This is a genomic window from Natronoarchaeum philippinense, from assembly GCF_900215575.1.
Taxonomy (GTDB): Archaea; Halobacteriota; Halobacteria; order Halobacteriales; family Natronoarchaeaceae; genus Natronoarchaeum; species Natronoarchaeum philippinense.
Map to the genome: position 1 here is coordinate 244,503 of NZ_OBEJ01000001.1, position 15,601 is coordinate 260,103.

Annotated in this window: 15 protein-coding genes; 8 read left to right on the forward strand and 7 right to left on the reverse strand. The window is 66.3% G+C overall.

The genetic code is table 11. The features are described 5' to 3' along the window. The first annotated feature begins 77 nt into the window (after positions 1 to 77). The 3 genes from CRO01_RS01285 (at position 78) to CRO01_RS01295 (ending at position 2,960) form a co-directional block, all read left to right on the forward strand. Complete coding sequence (locus CRO01_RS01285; RefSeq protein WP_097007315.1) at positions 78 to 851, forward strand: SDR family NAD(P)-dependent oxidoreductase; 774 nt, start codon at positions 78 to 80, stop codon at positions 849 to 851. Continuing rightward, positions 848 to 1,870 (forward strand): TIGR04024 family LLM class F420-dependent oxidoreductase, encoded by a 1,023-nt coding sequence (locus tag CRO01_RS01290; RefSeq protein WP_097007316.1) that lies wholly within the window; start codon positions 848 to 850, stop codon positions 1,868 to 1,870. Before CRO01_RS01285 ends, CRO01_RS01290 begins: the two co-directional genes overlap by 4 nt. 118 nt (positions 1,871 to 1,988) lie before the next feature. Further along, the gene (locus CRO01_RS01295) at positions 1,989 to 2,960 is read left to right on the forward strand and encodes a quinone oxidoreductase family protein (RefSeq protein WP_097007317.1); all 972 of its coding nucleotides are present in this window, start codon (positions 1,989 to 1,991) and stop codon (positions 2,958 to 2,960) included. Between the two features lie 102 nt (positions 2,961 to 3,062). Here the strand turns inward: CRO01_RS01295 and CRO01_RS01300 are convergent, their stop codons facing one another. After that, a complete protein-coding gene (locus CRO01_RS01300; RefSeq protein ID WP_097007318.1) occupies positions 3,063 to 3,740 on the reverse strand; it encodes a 6-hydroxymethylpterin diphosphokinase MptE-like protein in 678 nt (225 codons plus the stop codon). A 162-nt stretch (positions 3,741 to 3,902) separates the two neighbouring features. Continuing rightward, a complete protein-coding gene (gene folP / locus CRO01_RS01305) occupies positions 3,903 to 5,123 on the reverse strand; it encodes a dihydropteroate synthase (RefSeq protein ID WP_097007319.1) in 1,221 nt (406 codons plus the stop codon). A gap of 281 nt (positions 5,124 to 5,404) precedes the next feature. On the opposite strand from folP, the gene CRO01_RS01310 reads away from it, so the two are divergent. The 3 genes from CRO01_RS01310 to CRO01_RS01320 all read left to right on the forward strand — a co-directional run bounded on the left by CRO01_RS01310 (position 5,405) and on the right by CRO01_RS01320 (position 7,919). Then, the gene (locus CRO01_RS01310; RefSeq protein WP_097007320.1) at positions 5,405 to 6,472 is read left to right on the forward strand and encodes a GNAT family N-acetyltransferase; all 1,068 of its coding nucleotides are present in this window, start codon (positions 5,405 to 5,407) and stop codon (positions 6,470 to 6,472) included. Positions 6,473 to 6,562: 90 nt separating this feature from the next. Then, entirely contained in the window at positions 6,563 to 7,096 is a 534-nt protein-coding gene (locus tag CRO01_RS01315) for a hypothetical protein (RefSeq protein ID WP_097007321.1), read from the forward strand. Continuing rightward, complete coding sequence (locus CRO01_RS01320; protein ID WP_097007322.1) at positions 7,089 to 7,919, forward strand: RNA methyltransferase; 831 nt, start codon at positions 7,089 to 7,091, stop codon at positions 7,917 to 7,919. Before CRO01_RS01315 ends, CRO01_RS01320 begins: the two co-directional genes overlap by 8 nt. Here CRO01_RS01320 and CRO01_RS01325 read toward each other — a convergent pair. Then, entirely contained in the window at positions 7,916 to 8,944 is a 1,029-nt protein-coding gene (locus CRO01_RS01325) for a DMT family transporter (RefSeq protein WP_179747364.1), read from the reverse strand. The genes CRO01_RS01320 and CRO01_RS01325 overlap by 4 nt on opposite strands. A gap of 180 nt (positions 8,945 to 9,124) precedes the next feature. On the opposite strand from CRO01_RS01325, the gene CRO01_RS01330 reads away from it, so the two are divergent. Further along, positions 9,125 to 9,604 carry an Lrp/AsnC family transcriptional regulator gene (locus tag CRO01_RS01330; protein WP_097007324.1) on the forward strand — a complete coding sequence of 160 codons (480 nt, stop codon included), beginning with the start codon at positions 9,125 to 9,127 and terminating at the stop codon, positions 9,602 to 9,604. Between the two features lie 42 nt (positions 9,605 to 9,646). Here CRO01_RS01330 and CRO01_RS01335 read toward each other — a convergent pair whose 3' ends face one another. The 4 genes from CRO01_RS01335 to CRO01_RS01350 all read right to left on the reverse strand — a co-directional run bounded on the left by CRO01_RS01335 (position 9,647) and on the right by CRO01_RS01350 (position 13,902). Beyond that, the gene (locus CRO01_RS01335) at positions 9,647 to 9,901 is read right to left on the reverse strand and encodes a hypothetical protein (protein ID WP_097007325.1); all 255 of its coding nucleotides are present in this window, start codon (positions 9,899 to 9,901) and stop codon (positions 9,647 to 9,649) included. A gap of 159 nt (positions 9,902 to 10,060) precedes the next feature. Beyond that, entirely contained in the window at positions 10,061 to 11,929 is a 1,869-nt protein-coding gene (gene gatE, locus CRO01_RS01340; RefSeq protein WP_097007326.1) for a Glu-tRNA(Gln) amidotransferase subunit GatE, read from the reverse strand. Between the two features lie 110 nt (positions 11,930 to 12,039). Continuing rightward, positions 12,040 to 12,276, reverse strand: a complete 237-nt coding sequence (locus tag CRO01_RS01345; RefSeq protein WP_097007327.1) for an HVO_2901 family zinc finger protein — start codon at positions 12,274 to 12,276, stop codon at positions 12,040 to 12,042. A gap of 219 nt (positions 12,277 to 12,495) precedes the next feature. Next, complete coding sequence (locus CRO01_RS01350) at positions 12,496 to 13,902, reverse strand: class II fumarate hydratase (RefSeq protein ID WP_097007328.1); 1,407 nt, start codon at positions 13,900 to 13,902, stop codon at positions 12,496 to 12,498. Positions 13,903 to 14,283: 381 nt separating this feature from the next. Here CRO01_RS01350 and CRO01_RS01355 point away from each other — a divergent pair, with 381 nt between their 5' ends. After that, the gene (locus tag CRO01_RS01355; RefSeq protein ID WP_097007329.1) at positions 14,284 to 15,591 is read left to right on the forward strand and encodes an ABC transporter substrate-binding protein; all 1,308 of its coding nucleotides are present in this window, start codon (positions 14,284 to 14,286) and stop codon (positions 15,589 to 15,591) included. Positions 15,592 to 15,601 lie beyond the last annotated feature (10 nt).

Consider the following 15,601-nt stretch of genomic DNA (forward strand, 5'->3'; position numbering starts at 1 on the left):
GGACCAACTTTAAGATAGTTCACTGTGTATCGTCGGTTGCGCATGAGTACCACGCCACGCGGGGAGGTCGAGCGCTCGTGACGAACAGTCGGTTCACCATCGACGGATCGACGGCCGTCGTCACGGGAGCGTCCAGCGGTATCGGGAAGGCGATCGCCGAGCGGTTCGCCGCCGACGGCGCCGACGTAGTCGTCTGCTCGCGCGAGCAGGACAACGTCGATCCGGTCGCCGAGGCGATCAACGAGCGCGACGGCGGCGAGGCCGTCGCCGTCGAGTGCGACGTGACCGACCGGGACGCCGTCGACGCGCTCGTCGAGACGACCGTCGAGCGCTTCGGCGGGCTGGACGTGCTCGTCAACAACGCCGGCGCCTCCTTCATGGCGAACTTCGAGGACATCAGCCCCAACGGCTGGCAGAAGATCGTCGACATCAACCTTACGGGGACGTACCACTGTACCCAAGCCGCCGAAGACGAGCTCAAGGACGGCGGCGGCGTCGTGATCAACCTCTCCAGCGAGGCCGGCCAAGACGGCGCCCCCTTCATGAGCCACTACGCCGCCGCGAAGGCGGCCGTGATCAACCTCACGACGACGCTTGGCCACGAGTGGGCCGCCGACGGCGTCCGCGTCAACTGCATCGCGCCGGGCTACGTCGCAACTCCCGGCGTCGCATCGCAGATGGGCGTCACCGCCGAGGAGATCGACCGCGCCGAGGTCGACCGCACGATCGGTCTGAGCGAGGAGATCGCAGACATCGCGCAGTTCCTCGCCAGCCCCGCGTCGTCGTATATCGTCGGCGAAACGATCCGCGCGGCCGGCGCGCCCGACATCATGAAGACGCCGAACTCATGACGGGAGCAAACTCGACCGCCGACCGAGAGCTTCACCTGCCCGTGGCCGCACAGGACGGCGTCGACGCCCTCGCCGGGATGACGAGTCGCGCCGAGGAGCGAGGCTACGAGCGCGCGTGGCTCCCCGAGACGTGGGGCCGGGACGCCGCCTCGACGCTCGGCGTCGTCGCCGAGCGCACCGAGACGATCGAACTCGGCACCAGCATCGCTAACGTCTACTCGCGCTCGCCAGCGCTACTTGGCCAGACCGCGGCGACGCTCCAAGAGATCACCGACGGGCGATTCCGCCTCGGAATCGGACCGAGCGGCCCCGCCGTGATCGAGGGCTGGCACGGCGCCGACTTCGAGCGCCCGCTCCGGCGCACGCGCGAGACGGTCGATATCATCCGCAAGGTCGTCGGCGGCGAGCCCGTCGAGTACGACGGCGACATCTTCACGCTCTCGGGCTTTCGGCTTCGCTTCGAGCCGCCCGAGACGCCGCCGCCGATCGACGTGGCCGGACTCGGTCCCAAATCGGTCGAACTCGCCGGGCGATTCGCAGACGGCTGGCACGCGACGACGTTCACCGCCGAGGGGCTCGAAGAACGACTCGACGACTTGCGTCGAGGCGCCGAACTCGGCGACCGCGACCCGGACGACGTGCGCGTGACGCTTTCCCTGCCGGCCTGCGCGCTCGACGATGGCGAAGAGGCCCGTCGGATCACCGCCCAGCATCTGGCCTTCTACGTCGGCGGCATGGGCACGTACTACCGGGATTCGCTTGCCAGACAGGGCCACGAGGAGTTGGCGACCGACATCGCGTCGGCGTGGGCCAGCGGCGACCGCGACCGCGCGGTCGATCTCGTCGCCGAGAACGTGCTCGACGACATGGCGGCCGCCGGGACGCCCGAGCAGGCCCGGGAGCGAGTGGCCGCCTTCGAGTCGATCGACGGGCTCGACGCCGTCGCGCTGGCGTTCCCGCGGGCGGCCGACCGCGACCAGATCGACGCCACGATCGACGCGCTTGCCCCCGAGGCGTAGTCCGGTTCCCGTCCTTAGGCTGTCCGTCCGTTTCTGACAGAATACTAATTAATACAACTCCCTATCTGTTGTCGCCGGTTGGAGTTGGTTTATCCTTCTGGAGGCGAACCATACATCCATGCTAGTTGTCGAGGCGACCGAGTACGGCGACGCAGAGGCGCTCGAAGCGGTCGAGCGCGAGATTCCCGACCCCGGGCCCGAACAGGTCCGAATCGAGATCGAGGCCGCCGGAATCAACTTCGCTGATATCATGCAGCGCCGGGGCAAGTACCTCGGCGGTCCGGAACCCCCCTACGTCCCCGGCATGGAAGCCGCGGGCCGGATCGACGCCACGGGCGATCGGGTCAACTTAAACGAGGGCGACCGCGTCGTCGCCATGGTCGACACCGGCGCCTACGGCGAGTACGTGCTGGCCAACCCCCAATCGCTGTTCCCGATCCCCGACGGGATGGGCTTCGATGAGGCCGCGGGCTTTCCCGTCCAGTTCCTGACTGCCCACGGCTGTCTGTTCGGTTGGGGTGGCCTCGAAGAGGGCGAACGCGTGCTGATTCAGGCCGCGAGCGGCGGCGTCGGCACGGCAGCGGTCCAGCTAGCCTCGGCCGCCGGCGCCGAGGTGTTCGGCACCGCGAGCACCCAAGCAAAACTCGACCGAGCGGCCGACTTGGGCTGTGACCACCCGATCAACTACGTCGAGGAGGACTTCGTCGAGGAGATCGACGAACTGACCGACGGTGAGGGCGTTGACCTAGTACTCGACGGCGTCGGCGGCGACGTGTTCCACGACAGCCTCGACGCGTTGGCGCCGTTCGGCCGCGTCGTCACCTACGGCGCCGCCAGCGGCGACACGGCGTCTGTCGACACCGGCCGACTGCTGTTCGAGAACAAGACCGTGATCGGCTACCACCTCGGCCGCGCGATGCGCCACGACCCGGGCCGGGTGCTCGAAGCCGTCCCCGAACTCACCCAACAGCTCACCGACGGCGATCTGGAAGTGATCGTCGGCGAGTCGTTCGCGCTCGAAGACGCCGCCGAAGCCCACCAGTACATCGAGGATCGCAAGAGCAGCGGGAAAGTCGTCTTACATCCCTGAGCGGCGTCGCGTCGCTCGGAATCTGTCTCTCCTCTCTCACCCGTCGAGACGCCACAGCGGCATCGCCGCGATAGCTTCTCGCGAAGCGGCGGTCCGACGCCCTCAGACCGGCTCGATCTCCTCGCGCCGCCCGTCGAGCACGTCGAAGCGCTCGCCACGATCTCGTTCGAGCCGATAGAGCAGGCGCCCGGCCCAGCGCAGTTTCTCGGCTTTCATCGGATCGACCGCGGGATCGTCGAAGTCCCAGCCGAGAAACGTCAGCCGGGCGGCCCCGAGTTCGTCCGCGAGAAACGCCGCCCGGTCGCCGTCGGTGAAGCCGCCGAAGTTCCGGACGTGGTCGACGGATTCGGCCTGGGTCGTCGGCAGCAGGTAGTCGCCGTCGAACTGCGGGACGTACTCACGTAGTGCGTCGGTGTTGTCGCCGTGGGCGTGGACCGTCACGGGCGTGCCTGCGCGCGAGAGTTCGACCGCCGTCTCGGGCGCGCCGTCGAGATCTGTCACCATCAGATCGATCTCGACGCCGCGCTCGCCGAGCACTCGGGCGGCCGTCGACGCGGCGACGACGGCGTCGGCCTCGCGCGCGACCTCGACTTCGGCGTCGAGCGACGGCCCGGCGCCCGCGATGGCGACCGTCGCGCCGTCGATATCGGCCAGCAGGTCCAGATCGAACGGTCCGGAAAGCTCCGCGAGCACGTCTCTGGCCTGCTCGTCGGCGCCGCTGTCGAACCCGAACGCCTGCAGAATCGACTCGTAGATCGGACACCAGTCGCTCTCGTTCACTGTCTCATAAAGACGGAGGCTGTCGAACGATCGCGTCGCTCGACGCTCAGCCGTCTGCACAAGCCGCTGATGTGGGCCGGAATGGCACCTCCAAGTACCCCTACCCGAGGTCCCTTCCGGCTTCCATCCGTTCGTTTTCGTGCCTCTGGCATAAGCTTTCTCTTACTGTAGTAGTGTTTCGAGGAGAGATGAGAGATCGTTTTCAGCTGTTTCAGACTCTCTTAGCGATTTGTTGCCCGATTCATCGCCGACCGACGCCGCCACGCGAGCGAGCGCGGCGGGCGATCCCGAGAGCAGTGTCGCCCGCTCGCCCGGCACCGCCAGCGCGCCGGCCTCGCTCGCCGCGTCGACGAGCCGATCCCGTCCGGTGGGATCGAGCCCCTCTACCTCGAACGTACGGGCGGCGACGCCGTCGGAAAGCTCCGCTTCGCCGCCGATTCGGTCGAGATGGCGCCGTGCTTCGTCCGCCGTCCGAACGTCGAGCTCTGCGACCGTCACGTCGCCGGCCGACGCCGACGCCAGTTCGGGAGCGAACCGGTCGCCGATCAGCGCGGCGTCTCGGGTCTCGCGCACGTCGTGGGTTCGGATCACGTGGGCGCCGCGCTCGACGGCCATCGCCGTCGCCGCGAGGCTGACCGGCAGGCGCTCGTCGGTGTCTCGTCCTGCGACCTCGCCGAGGAAGTTCTTCCGGTTGATCGAGACGAGCATCGGCTGGCCGAACCCGCGGAACTCCCGGAGGCGCTCGAACGTCTCGCGGTCGTGGTCGAGCGTCTTGTGCTCGCTCCAGCCGCCGAAGGCCGGGTCGACGATCGTCTTGTCCGTCAGGCCGTTCTGCCCGAGCGCCTCGTAGAGCCGGTCGACGTAGTCGGCGCGCTCGGCCCACTCGGAGGACTTGCGCTCGGCCCAATCGACATCCGAGATCGCGCCCGGCCGCGAGAGGTCCGGCGGGCTCGCCATCTTGGCGACGGCGACATCGTACTCCCGACATATCTCGGGCATCGCCGGGTCGGCGAACCCGCAGATGTCGTTTACCATGTCGAAGCCGGCGTCTAACGCGGCTTCGGCGACCTCTGCGTACCGCGTTTCGATCGAGAAGACGGCGTCGCCGCTGACGCTCTCGATCGTCTCGACGGCGACGTGGAGCCTGTCGAGTTCCTCCTCGGCGCTGAGCACGTCGTAGCGCTTGTTCGCGGATTCGAGCCCCACGTCGACGATGTCGGCGCCCTCGTCGATCAGTTCCTCGTCGACGTAGGCTGCGGCCTCGCCGGGGTCGTCGTAGACGCTCGGGTCGTACGGCGACTCCTCGCTGACGTTTAACACGCCCATGATCCGCGGCGGGTGATCGTCCCCGATGCCCAGTCCGGCGGCGTCGACGGTTTGCATACTCTCAGTCTGGGCCCCGACGCCCATAGTCGGTCCGATACGGGAACTCGACGGGGTCGACTGCCAGCCAAGCAATCGCTCGATTACATCTGGAGTAGCCGGCCTGATCACCGAACAACGATCGAAGCAACTGGGTAGCAGTTTCGATCACGTATCCGACCGTTCCCGCTTGTGTCGGCCGTTACGCCGCGTTTACTTATTCCCCGGGGCGGTGCAGAGCAGCGTATGATCGAACGCACTGCTCCCGACCGACGGCGCCGCGGCGTCACGCCGGCGCGCCGATGAGCGTACTGCGAACCGCCGGGTACTCGATCCGGCGCTTTCGCCCCGCGGACCGCGAGTCGGCGCCGAAACTGTTCGAGCGCCTGTCCGGTGGCGACGCCGCGCGCTTCGAGTGGAAGTTCGAGCAGAATCCGACCGTCGATCACGTGCCGGTGTACGTCGCCGAGCGCCGTGATCAGATCGTCGGCGCGGCGTCGCTGTGGCCGCTGCGTCTGCGCCTCGGCGACGTGACCCGACTCGCGCTCCAGCCCTGCGACGCCGTCGTCCGTCGAGACTATCGCGGGCGGGGGCTGGAAGACCTGCTGTTCGCCGAAGCAATCGAGGACTACCGCGGCGACGGGGCAGTCTGTATCGACTTTCGGCCGACCCCGATCGACGACGCCGACGACTGGACCGCGATCGACCAGCTCTCGACGTACTACCGGATTCACGATCCCGGCCGGCTGTTCGGCGTCGGCGGCCCGCTCGCGGCCGCCGGCCGCCTCGCCGTGCGGAGCTATCACGCCGCGTGCGATCGGATCGCGCCCTCGACCGCGCCGCTCTCGGTCGACCGCTACGAGACCATCCCGCCCGAGACGTTTGCGTCCCTCTACCGGCGCAGCGTCCCCGCGGCCATCCACGCGCTCCGCGACGAGGCGTTCTACCGCTGGCGCTACCGCAACCCCGACTGGGAGTACGAGGCGTATCTCGCGCGCCGGGACGGCGAGCCGGTCGCGGGCGCCGTCGTGGCGTCCCGGCGGACCGGCAACAGCTCGGTCGTCCGAATCGTCGACCGGGTGCCGCTCGTGCTCGCCGACGGCGACGCCGAGGCGGCGCTGCTCGATGCCGTCGTCACGGCGCACGCGGACGCCGGCGCCGTCGCGGTCCATCAGGACACGTTCACCCACCGAACGCTCTCGCGCTTTGGTTTCCAGCGCGACGACGCCGTCCCGCTGGCCAGCGCGGGCCGGGCGACGACCGTCGCGGTTCGGTCGTCTCGACCGAGCGACGCGACCTCGATCGGGGACTACGATCTGACCGACGCCGACGACTGGCTGGTCGGGTTCGCCGAGCGCCATCCCTACTGAGCGATCCCGGCCGGCCAGCGACACAGGCAGTCTCCACCTTGTCGACCCGCAGACGCGCTCTTTTTACTCGTGGGGCGGATAGACGGCGACATGGGAAAGATCAGCATCGGGCTCCGCGGCTGGCGGTTCGACGAGGAGGAAGTCTTCACCGAGGAGGGCGAACTCCGCCCGCTCGAAGAGCTATCCGAGGACACCAGAAAGCGGTTAGTCCGACTGCAGGACATCGCGGACTCGATCTGTGACGGCTGCTGGCTGATCCACGGCGACGAGAACCCCGGCGAGTGCAACCCCGCTGAAGCGGTCTACGGCGAACCAGTTTCGGAGGTCATCCTCTGTGCGGAACACGAGCAGGACCTGATCTACTGGTTCCGTGAGGAGGGCGGGGACCGCTATATCGGCGACGAGGAGTTCCGCGACGCCTTCCACGAGTGGTTCCTCGACGGCGGCCGCGCACCGGAGGACTACGAGGGCATCGAGCACGTCGAAACCGATCCGGACGACCTGCCCGAACCGCCCGAGATCGACGACGAAGCGCGCAAGGAACGCTGGGAGACGACCGACCGCAAGGAGATGCGCGACGAGGAACTCGACCTCTCCCAAGAGTACCCCGGCGGCGATGACTGACGGGACAGCCGACGGCGGAACGGCGTCGGAGCGAACCCCGCCAGCGGTCGCCGTCGTCGATGCCCAGACGCCGGGCAACGTCGGCACCATCGCGCGAGCGATGAAGAACTTCGGCTTCGAGGACCTGAAACTGGTCGATCCGCCGGAACTGGACCGGGACAGCGAGGCCTACGGCTTCGCCGGACAGGCCCGCGAGGACATCCTGCCGAACGCAGACACCGTCTCGCTGGAACACCTCGCCGAGAACTACCACACCGTCGCGCTGACCGCGACGACCAACGAGGACGCCCGAAAGCACGTCCGATTCCCGTTCTCGACGCCGGCCGAACTGTCCGATCGGCTCGCCACCGTCGACGCCCCGACCTGTCTGGTGTTCGGCCGGGAGGACGTGGGGCTGACCAACGACGAGCTTGCGATGCTCGACGAGATCTGTTCGATCCCCGCCAGCGACGAGTACCCCGTCCTCAATCTCGGGCAGGCCGCGACGATCACGCTGTACGAGCTTCGGAACCTCGCACTCGAAGAGACACAGCTTCCCGATGTGGAGACCGAACGCGCCGACGAGCCGGTCGTCGAGCGCCTTCACGACCAGTTCGGCGACCTCCTCGGTGCGATCGACCACCCCGAGGAAAAGCGGCCCAAGACACGGCGGCTGTTCCGCCGACTCGTCGGGCGAGCACATCCCACCGACCGCGAGGCGCGCACGCTGCTCGGCATCTTCCGACGCGCGAGCGCGCATCTTGATTTCTACGCCGACGACGCCGACGCGACCGATGCTGCTGACGACGACGCGGACGCCGCGGCGTCGGACGCCGAGGACTAATCGTCACAGGGCTGGACGCGTTCGTCGCCGGCCGACTGACCGCCGTCAGTTCGGGCTGCGGTGTGGCTGCTGTCGCCGAACGTCCCACCGTCGCCTGAGGTGAGTACCGACCCGGCCAGCGCGCGGATCGACTCTCGTTTGATGAGGCCGAAGCCGGCTGCGATCGTCAGGAGCCCGAGCACCGTCGTCGCGTCGACGACGGAGCCGAGCAACAGCCAACTGACGCCGATCGCAACGACGGGCTCGGCGTAGCCGACGAGGTTGACCTGTATCGCGCCGCTCCGGTCGAGCAGCTCGAAGTACAGCAGGAAGGCGACGACGCCCGAGACGATCGTCAGGTAGCCGTACGACAGGACGGCTGTCGCCGTCAGTTCGATCGCAGCCACGGACTCGCCGCTGACGAGCGCCCACCCCAACAGGACGCCGGCGCCGATAAGCATCGACCACGCCTGCAGGGTCTCGATCGGTAGCCCGGCGTCGATCGGACGGACGAGCACGCTCCCGAGCGCGAAGGCGGCCGCAGACGCGAACACCAGCCCGACGCCGACGGTCACCTCCGAAGTCAGCGCCGATTGCGAGGGCTGGACGACCAGCCCGACGCCGACCAGTCCGAGCACGAAGCCGACGATGCTGACGGCGCTCAGGCGCTCGCTCGGAAGGATCGTCCCCGCGAAGGCGACGGTGAGGATCGGTGACGTGCTGACGACGGTCGCCGCGACGGCACCCGAGACGTACTGCTCGCCGAGGTACAGCAGGCCGTGGTAGAGCGCGATGACGAAGACGCCCGCGACCAGCACTGCCAGCCACTCGTCCCGGCCGGTCGGTCGGAACCGATCGGTGACGACCGCGGCGTAGCCGAGCACGATCGCGCCCGCAAGCGCGTATCGCAACCCCGCGAACAGCAGCGGTGGAACGTGTTCTAACCCGATCTCGATAGCCACGAACGAGCCGCCCCAAGAGAGAGCGAGCAACGAAAACAGCACTGCATTGCGGAATGCAGTAGGCACAGATTCGAACGTTCTCATACTGCGTTCGAAATCACTGGCAGAACTTATAGTCTACTACAAACTCGCGGCATATTGGGAATGAAACTCCACTCGTGTGGATTGTATCCGATTTCGGCCTTATATTATACCGATCAGTTGTAGCTATCTCCAATTATATAGGACGAAGAACATTAGTGGCGGTAGCACGAACGACCGTTCATGGACGAACGCGACGTGCGACTCTTGAAAGCGATCGCCGAGCTCGGAACGGGAAGCCCTGAGCGGCTCCACGAGGAGACCGGCATCCCCGTCTCGACGATCCACTACCGGCTCTCGAACCTCCGGGAAGAGGGTGTCATCGAGAACGACCGCTACGAGATCGACCTCGACGAACTCGGGCTCGGCGTCACGGTGCTGATCGAGGTCCACGCCGACTACGATGGACCCTACGAGAGCTTCGCGGACCGCCTCGTCGACGTCGAGGGCGTGACCAACGTCTACTTCACGATGGGTGAGACGGACTTCATCGTCGTCGCACGACTGAGCAGCAGCCAGACGGTCGAGCGACTGATCGCCGATTTCGAGCAGATAGAGGGCGTCGACCGGACGGATTCGACGTTCGTCATCTCGGCGATCGAGGAACGAGACGCCCTGCAGAGTTACAGTCTCGACACGCTGCTCGACGAACTGGTCGAGTGATGTGATCACCCGTTCAGATCTCGTCGCGCGACAGTCCGAGAACTAGTCGTCGCGGGACTGGATGCGGTCGTCGTCGACCCACTCCCAGCCTACGCCAGCGGTCTCGCGACGATCGGTTGTCTCACGGCCGAACTCGGCCCCGTCTGCGGCGTCGCCGTCGTCTACCGAATCCGGTTCGCCGTTCGATGCCGATTCCGCGTCCAGTTCGTCGCGCAGTATCTCTGCGGCGGTCAGATGTCGGCCGCGGCGTCGATCCCCCAGAATCTCACGTGGCGTGAGATGTCGTTTGCTCCCCATGACGAGCGAAGCCTCGCGCCAGACTGCCCTTAGTATACGCTCGCTAGAGGAAGTAATCAAGTAGTTGTCGACTACGTTTCGGATAGTTCGGTTCGGTATACGACACCTAAACTGACACACGGGCGCCGACGCTGGCGGCGCCGTCTGTGACGCCGACGCTCAGGCGCGCTTTTGGATCTCCTCGCGGAGCAGTTCGCTCACGAGGTCGCCGTCGGCCTTCCCGCGCAGCGCGCCCATGCACTCGCCCATCAGCCCGGAGAAGGCGCCCATGCCTTCCTCGGCGACTTGGTCGTCGTTGCGTTCGACGACTTCGACGACGGCTTCTCGGACCTCGCTCTCGTCGACGCCGCCAAGATCCTCCGCTTCGACCGCTTCCTCGGCGGTGAGATCGGGAGTTTCGGCCAGCGCCGTCAGCAGATCCTCCATGCCCTCGTTGGGGACCTCGCCGTCGTCGACGAGGACGATCGCACCGCGCAGGTGCGCGTCGGTGAGGTTCTCGACGGGCACGTCGTCGCGCCGGAGCGCGGTCAGCGTCGATTCGAGCGTCTGGGCGGCCAGCGTCGCGTCGATTCCCTGTCCGACGAGATCCTCGAACAGCACCATCCGACGGCCGTAGGCGACCTGCTCGGCGAGGCCGGCGCCGAGGTCGTACTCCTCTTGATAGCGCTCGACCTTCTCGGTCAGGAGCTCGGGCTCCTCGACGGCCTCGATGTCGGGGTCGACCGGCGGCACGTCCGTCTCGGGGTACATCCGCGCGGCGCCGGGCAGCGGCCGGAGGTACTCGGAGGTGCCGTCCTCGTTGGCGCCGCGGGTCTCCTCGGGGACGCCCTCTAACGCCGTCTCGGCGCGCTCGGCGGCGGCCTCGATCGCGTTCTCCGCGACCTCGGCGTCGGCAGCGACGATGGCGACCGCATCTTCGTCGCCCGCGCCGACGGCGTCGCGCAGCGCCGCGACTTCCTCCTCGGTGACGCCGTAGGCCGGTAGCTCGTCGGTGTGGAAGATGCCGCCGGCGCCGTGTCGCTTGGCGTGATCGGAGAACTCGGTGCCCAGCCGGCGGTCGGGCTGGATCTCGGTGCCGACGAGGCCGTCGAAGCCGTACAGCGGGACGGCGGTGACCTTACCTCCTGAATCGAGCGCGCCCCGGATGACGCCGCTGTCGGTGTCGGCGAACACGTCGGTCACGTCCTGTACGTCGCCGACGCTCGCATCGCGGGCCTCCAATTCATCTTTGATCTCCAGCAGCTCGACCTGCCGCTGGGCCTCGTTGCGGACGATGTCGTCGATGTCGTCCAGACTTTGGACGCCCTTCAGCTCGACGCGGGCGCCCTCGGCGATCGAGATATTCACGTCCTGCCGAATCGTGCCGAGGCCGCGCTTTACCTGCCCGGTCGAGCGCAACAGCATGCCGATGCGCTCGGCGGCGTCGCGGGCCTGCTGGGGCGTCCGGATGTCGGGCTTGGTGCCGATCTCGACCAGCGGGATGCCGAGCCGGTCGAGGCTGAAGCGCACGCCGTCGTCGGTTTCTTCGACGCGCTGGGCGCTTTCCTCTTCGAGCATCAGGTCCTCGATGCCGACCGGCCCCTCTTCCGTACTGATCTCGCCGTCGGCGGCGAGCTTGGTGGTACGCTGGAACCCCGACGTGTTCGACCCGTCGACGACGATCTTGCGCATCACGTGGGCCTGATCGATCGGCGTCATATCGAGCAGTTGGGCGATCTCTAAGGAGACTTCCAGTGCCTCCTCGTCGAGCCGATGGGGCGGCTCGTCGTCCTCCTCGACGAGGCAGGTCGTGTCGTACGCGAGGTACTCGAACTCGCGGTCGACCTGACTCTCCTCTAAGGCGGCGTCGTCGATCTCGCCCAGCTCGGATTTCGTGGGGTGGAGGTAGCGCGTGAATCGGCGCTCGGCCTCTTCGGGCTCGCGCAACTCGGTCGGACAGCCACAGAACAGCTTGGCCTCGGTGTCGAGCTGCTGGTGGATCTCCAGCCCGGCCACGAGTCCCAGCTCCTCGTAGTCGTAGTCAGTCATTGTCGCACTCTCTGGCGGCGAGCGATAAAAAACCGTCCAAAGCGCCGGCGCGCTCGCGGTGCACCTGTCGGTGTCGCCGGTCGGAACGCCCGTCCCGGTCGACCGCTCTGCTACTGCTGCTCGGCGAGACGTGCGTCAGCTACCCGATAGAGGTCCTCTTTGATCCCCTCGCCGTCGCAGTCGTCGTTCGGGCAGCGATAGTGCCAGCCGTCCCGCGTCGCGGCGGCCTCGCTGAATCGCTCGCCGCACTCGCCACAGAGCAGTTCGTCCTCGCCGCAGGTGTCCCGGTGGAGCTCGAGTTCGAGCTCGGTCGAGAAGCTCCGATTACAGAGACGACAGGTGTGCATATATGAGTCTTCGCGCTCCCGGGTCAAAACTACACTGGATCGTTTTTCGGGGTGAGACGGGGTAACGCATCCGAATTCGCGGAGCGGATTCGATCGACGGCGACGGCGGGCCGACGAAAGAACAGGCTACCGGCGACGTTCGATCTCCGGTCCGTTTCCCGCAGAACTGCCGGCGACCGCTCGACGCGGGGTGGTTGGCGTCGACGCCGTGCTCGCTGCTCAGTCCTGCCCGAGGATTCCCCGATGGGTCATCGTCTCGGGGTCGAGCACCTCGTCGGCTTCCTCCTCGTCGAGGTAGCCTTCGTCGACGACGACCTCGCGGACGGTCTTGTCCTCGGCGAGTGCTTTCTTGGCGACCTTGCTTGCCTTGTCGTAGCCGATCGCGGGGTTGAGCGCCGTCGCCAGCGCCATGCTCTGTTCGACCTGCTCCTCGCAGATGTCCTCGTTTGCCTCCAGCGGCGCGACGAACTTCTCGCCGAACGTCTCGCTGGCGTTCGCGAGCATATCGGCCGACTGCAGGAAGTTGTACGCCAGCACCGGTTTGTAGAGATTGAGGTCGATCTGGCCCTCGGCGGCGCCCGCCGAGACCGCGGCGTCGTTGCCGACGACCTGCTTGTGGACCTGATTGACCGCCTCGGCGACGACGGGGTTGATCTTGCCGGGCATGATCGAGGAGCCGGGCTGGTTCTCGGGCTGTTCGATCTCTCCGAGTCCGTTGCGCGGGCCCGACGCGAGCAGGCGTAGGTCATTAGCGATCTTATTGAGCGAGCCGGCGACGACCCGGAGCGCGCCGTGGGCCTCGCTCATGGCGTCGTGGGCGGCTTGGGCCTCGAAGTGATCGTCGGCCTCGCGGAATTCGAGACCGGTCTCCTCGCTGATGTACTCGGCGGCGCGCTCGGGGAACTCCTCGTGTGTGTTCAGCCCTGTACCGACCGCGGTGCCGCCGAGCGCGAGTTCGGCGAGGTGGTCGGTGACCGATTCGACGCGCTCGACGCCCTTCTCGACTTGCGTGCGATAGCCGCCGAACTCCTGACCGAGCCGGACCGGCGTGGCGTCCTGCAGGTGCGTGCGGCCGGTCTTGACGACGCCGTCGAACTCGTCTTCTTTCTCGCCGAGCGCGTCGGCGAGCGTCTCCAGAGCGGGCAACAGATCCTTCTTGACGGCTTCGAGCGCGGCGACATGCATCGCGGTCGGGATCACGTCGTTGCTCGACTGGCCGAAGTTGACGTGGTCGTTGGGATGGACCTCGCGGGTTCCGATCTCGCCGCCGTAGATCTCGGTCGCCCGGTTGCCGATCACCTCGTTGGCGTTCATGTTCGTGGAGGTGCCGCTGCCGGTCTGGAACACGTCGACCGGGAACTGGTCGTCGTGCTCGCCGGCGACGACTTCGTCGGCCGCCGCGACGATGGCGTCGGCCTTGTCCTCGGGGATCAGTTCGAGGTCGCGGTTGGCCTGCGCGGCGGACTTCTTGACGACGCCTAGCGCGCGGACGAACCGCCGGCCGAACGTCAACCCGCTGATCGGGAAGTTCTCGACGGCCCGCTGGGTCTGTGCCCCCCAGTAGGCGTCGGCCGGAACCTGCATCTCGCCGAGGCTGTCGCGCTCCGTACGGTAGTCCTCCGTCATACCTTGAGAGACGGAGGCAATGCGAGTAAAAGCCACCGGAACGCGACCATCACGTGTCTCGACGGGCGGACGCATCTCAAATGTATCGCGTGTGTGCCTACCAGCCGCCCGTGGCGAGTAGCCGCGTATTACTTCACATATATAAATGCAGGGGGTCGGCCTGATTACTGTGAAATGTGCCTGAAAACACGTGGGAACAATTTGTTCCACCGCTTCAGTGATCCCCGACGTAGATGGCACCTGAGGGCTAAATATGTTGAAATATTACTTCATGGATTTCTGATTATGGCCCGATTTACTCACCTCCGTAGAAAAATATTAGCAATATTTAAGTAAGGCGCTACTCACCATACACGTGAGTCTCTAACAGAGACAATAATCATGAGCGAAAAACACTCCAACTCGACGCTTACGCGTCGTCGGATGCTGCAAGCGACAGGTGCTGCGGGCGCGCTCGGGTTCGCCGGATGCCTGAGCAATGTCACTGATGGCGGCGACGGTGGCAGCAACACCATGGAACTGCTTCACGGCTGGACCGGCGGTGACGGGAAAGCCGCGATCAATGCGCTGACCGACGGGTTCGACGAAGCCTACCCCGATGTCGAAACGGATTATAAGCCGATCGGCGGCGGTGGGAACACGAACCTCAACACGGTCGTCGCAAACCGTCTGAGCCAGAACAACCCGCCGAGTACGTTCGCGGGCTGGCCCGGCAAGAACTTCCAGAAGTACGAGGGCGTCCTCGGCGACCTCACGAGCGTCTGGGAGGACGAAGGCTTCATGGACTCCCACATTCAGGAGGCCGTCGATGCCTGCCAGACCGACGACGGCAATTTCGCGGCAGTGCCGATCGGATCGCACCGGCTGAACTGCCTGTTCTACAGTACCGATGTCGTCGAGGCGGCGGGCGTCGACCCGAACTCGATGTCGTCACTGTCCGATCTGATCAGCGCGATGGATCAGGTCGCTGCGAACACCGAGGCAGTCCCGATGGCCCAAGCGATGACCGCGCCGTGGACGACGCTACAGCTGTTCGGCGTCGTCCTGCTCGGTCAGGAAGGATACGATTCCTACATGACGTTCGTCAACGGCGAGGGTGGCGGCGACGCCGTTCGGAGCGCGCTGGAAACGACGGGGACGATCCTCTCGAACTACATTCCGTCGGACGCCGCATCGAGCAACCTCACCCAGTCCAACGAGCTGATCATGAACGACGAAGCGGCGTTCATCCATCAGGGTAACTGGGCAGCCGGTGCCTACCGGACCAACGACCTCACGTACAACGAGGACTGGGGCTTCGTTCCGTTCCCGGGTACCGAGGGCATGTACACGCTGCACATTGACTCGTTCCTCTACCCGACCAACAACAGCGGCGAGAATCCCTCGCCGGAAGCGACGAAGAAGTGGATGAGCTACGCTGGCAGCCTCGAGGGACAGCAGCTGTTCGACCCGCTCAAGGGTTGTATCCCGACGCGGACCGACGCCAACCCGGAGGACTTCGGTCCGTACCTCGCCGAGACGATCGAGGACTTCCAGAACGCCGAGGAGCGTCCGCCGACGCTCGCACACGGGCTGGCCGTCAGCCCGACGGCGATGAGCCAGATGAAAGAAGTCATCACCAACGAGTTCACCGGCCCGTACAACGTCGACGCCGCGGCGACGGGCCTTCTGGAAGCCGCCCAGCAGTAACGAAGGGACG

What these genes read in the sequence shown, in the direction of transcription:
- CRO01_RS01310 (WP_097007320.1), top strand. Translation starts at nt 5,405, where the DNA reads ATGAGCGTACTGCGAACCGCCGGGTACTCGATCCGGCGCTTTCGCCCC.
- gatE (WP_097007326.1), bottom strand. Translation starts at nt 11,929, where the DNA reads ATGACTGACTACGACTACGAGGAGCTGGGACTCGTGGCCGGGCTGGAG.
- folP (WP_097007319.1), bottom strand. Translation starts at nt 5,123, where the DNA reads ATGCAAACCGTCGACGCCGCCGGACTGGGCATCGGGGACGATCACCCG.
- CRO01_RS01345 (WP_097007327.1), bottom strand. Translation starts at nt 12,276, where the DNA reads ATGCACACCTGTCGTCTCTGTAATCGGAGCTTCTCGACCGAGCTCGAA.
- CRO01_RS01350 (WP_097007328.1), bottom strand. Translation starts at nt 13,902, where the DNA reads ATGACGGAGGACTACCGTACGGAGCGCGACAGCCTCGGCGAGATGCAG.
- CRO01_RS01315 (WP_097007321.1), top strand. Translation starts at nt 6,563, where the DNA reads ATGGGAAAGATCAGCATCGGGCTCCGCGGCTGGCGGTTCGACGAGGAG.
- CRO01_RS01290 (WP_097007316.1), top strand. Translation starts at nt 848, where the DNA reads ATGACGGGAGCAAACTCGACCGCCGACCGAGAGCTTCACCTGCCCGTG.
- CRO01_RS01355 (WP_097007329.1), top strand. Translation starts at nt 14,284, where the DNA reads ATGAGCGAAAAACACTCCAACTCGACGCTTACGCGTCGTCGGATGCTG.
- CRO01_RS01320 (WP_097007322.1), top strand. Translation starts at nt 7,089, where the DNA reads ATGACTGACGGGACAGCCGACGGCGGAACGGCGTCGGAGCGAACCCCG.
- CRO01_RS01295 (WP_097007317.1), top strand. Translation starts at nt 1,989, where the DNA reads ATGCTAGTTGTCGAGGCGACCGAGTACGGCGACGCAGAGGCGCTCGAA.
- CRO01_RS01335 (WP_097007325.1), bottom strand. Translation starts at nt 9,901, where the DNA reads ATGGGGAGCAAACGACATCTCACGCCACGTGAGATTCTGGGGGATCGA.
- CRO01_RS01330 (WP_097007324.1), top strand. Translation starts at nt 9,125, where the DNA reads ATGGACGAACGCGACGTGCGACTCTTGAAAGCGATCGCCGAGCTCGGA.
- CRO01_RS01325 (WP_179747364.1), bottom strand. Translation starts at nt 8,944, where the DNA reads ATGAGAACGTTCGAATCTGTGCCTACTGCATTCCGCAATGCAGTGCTG.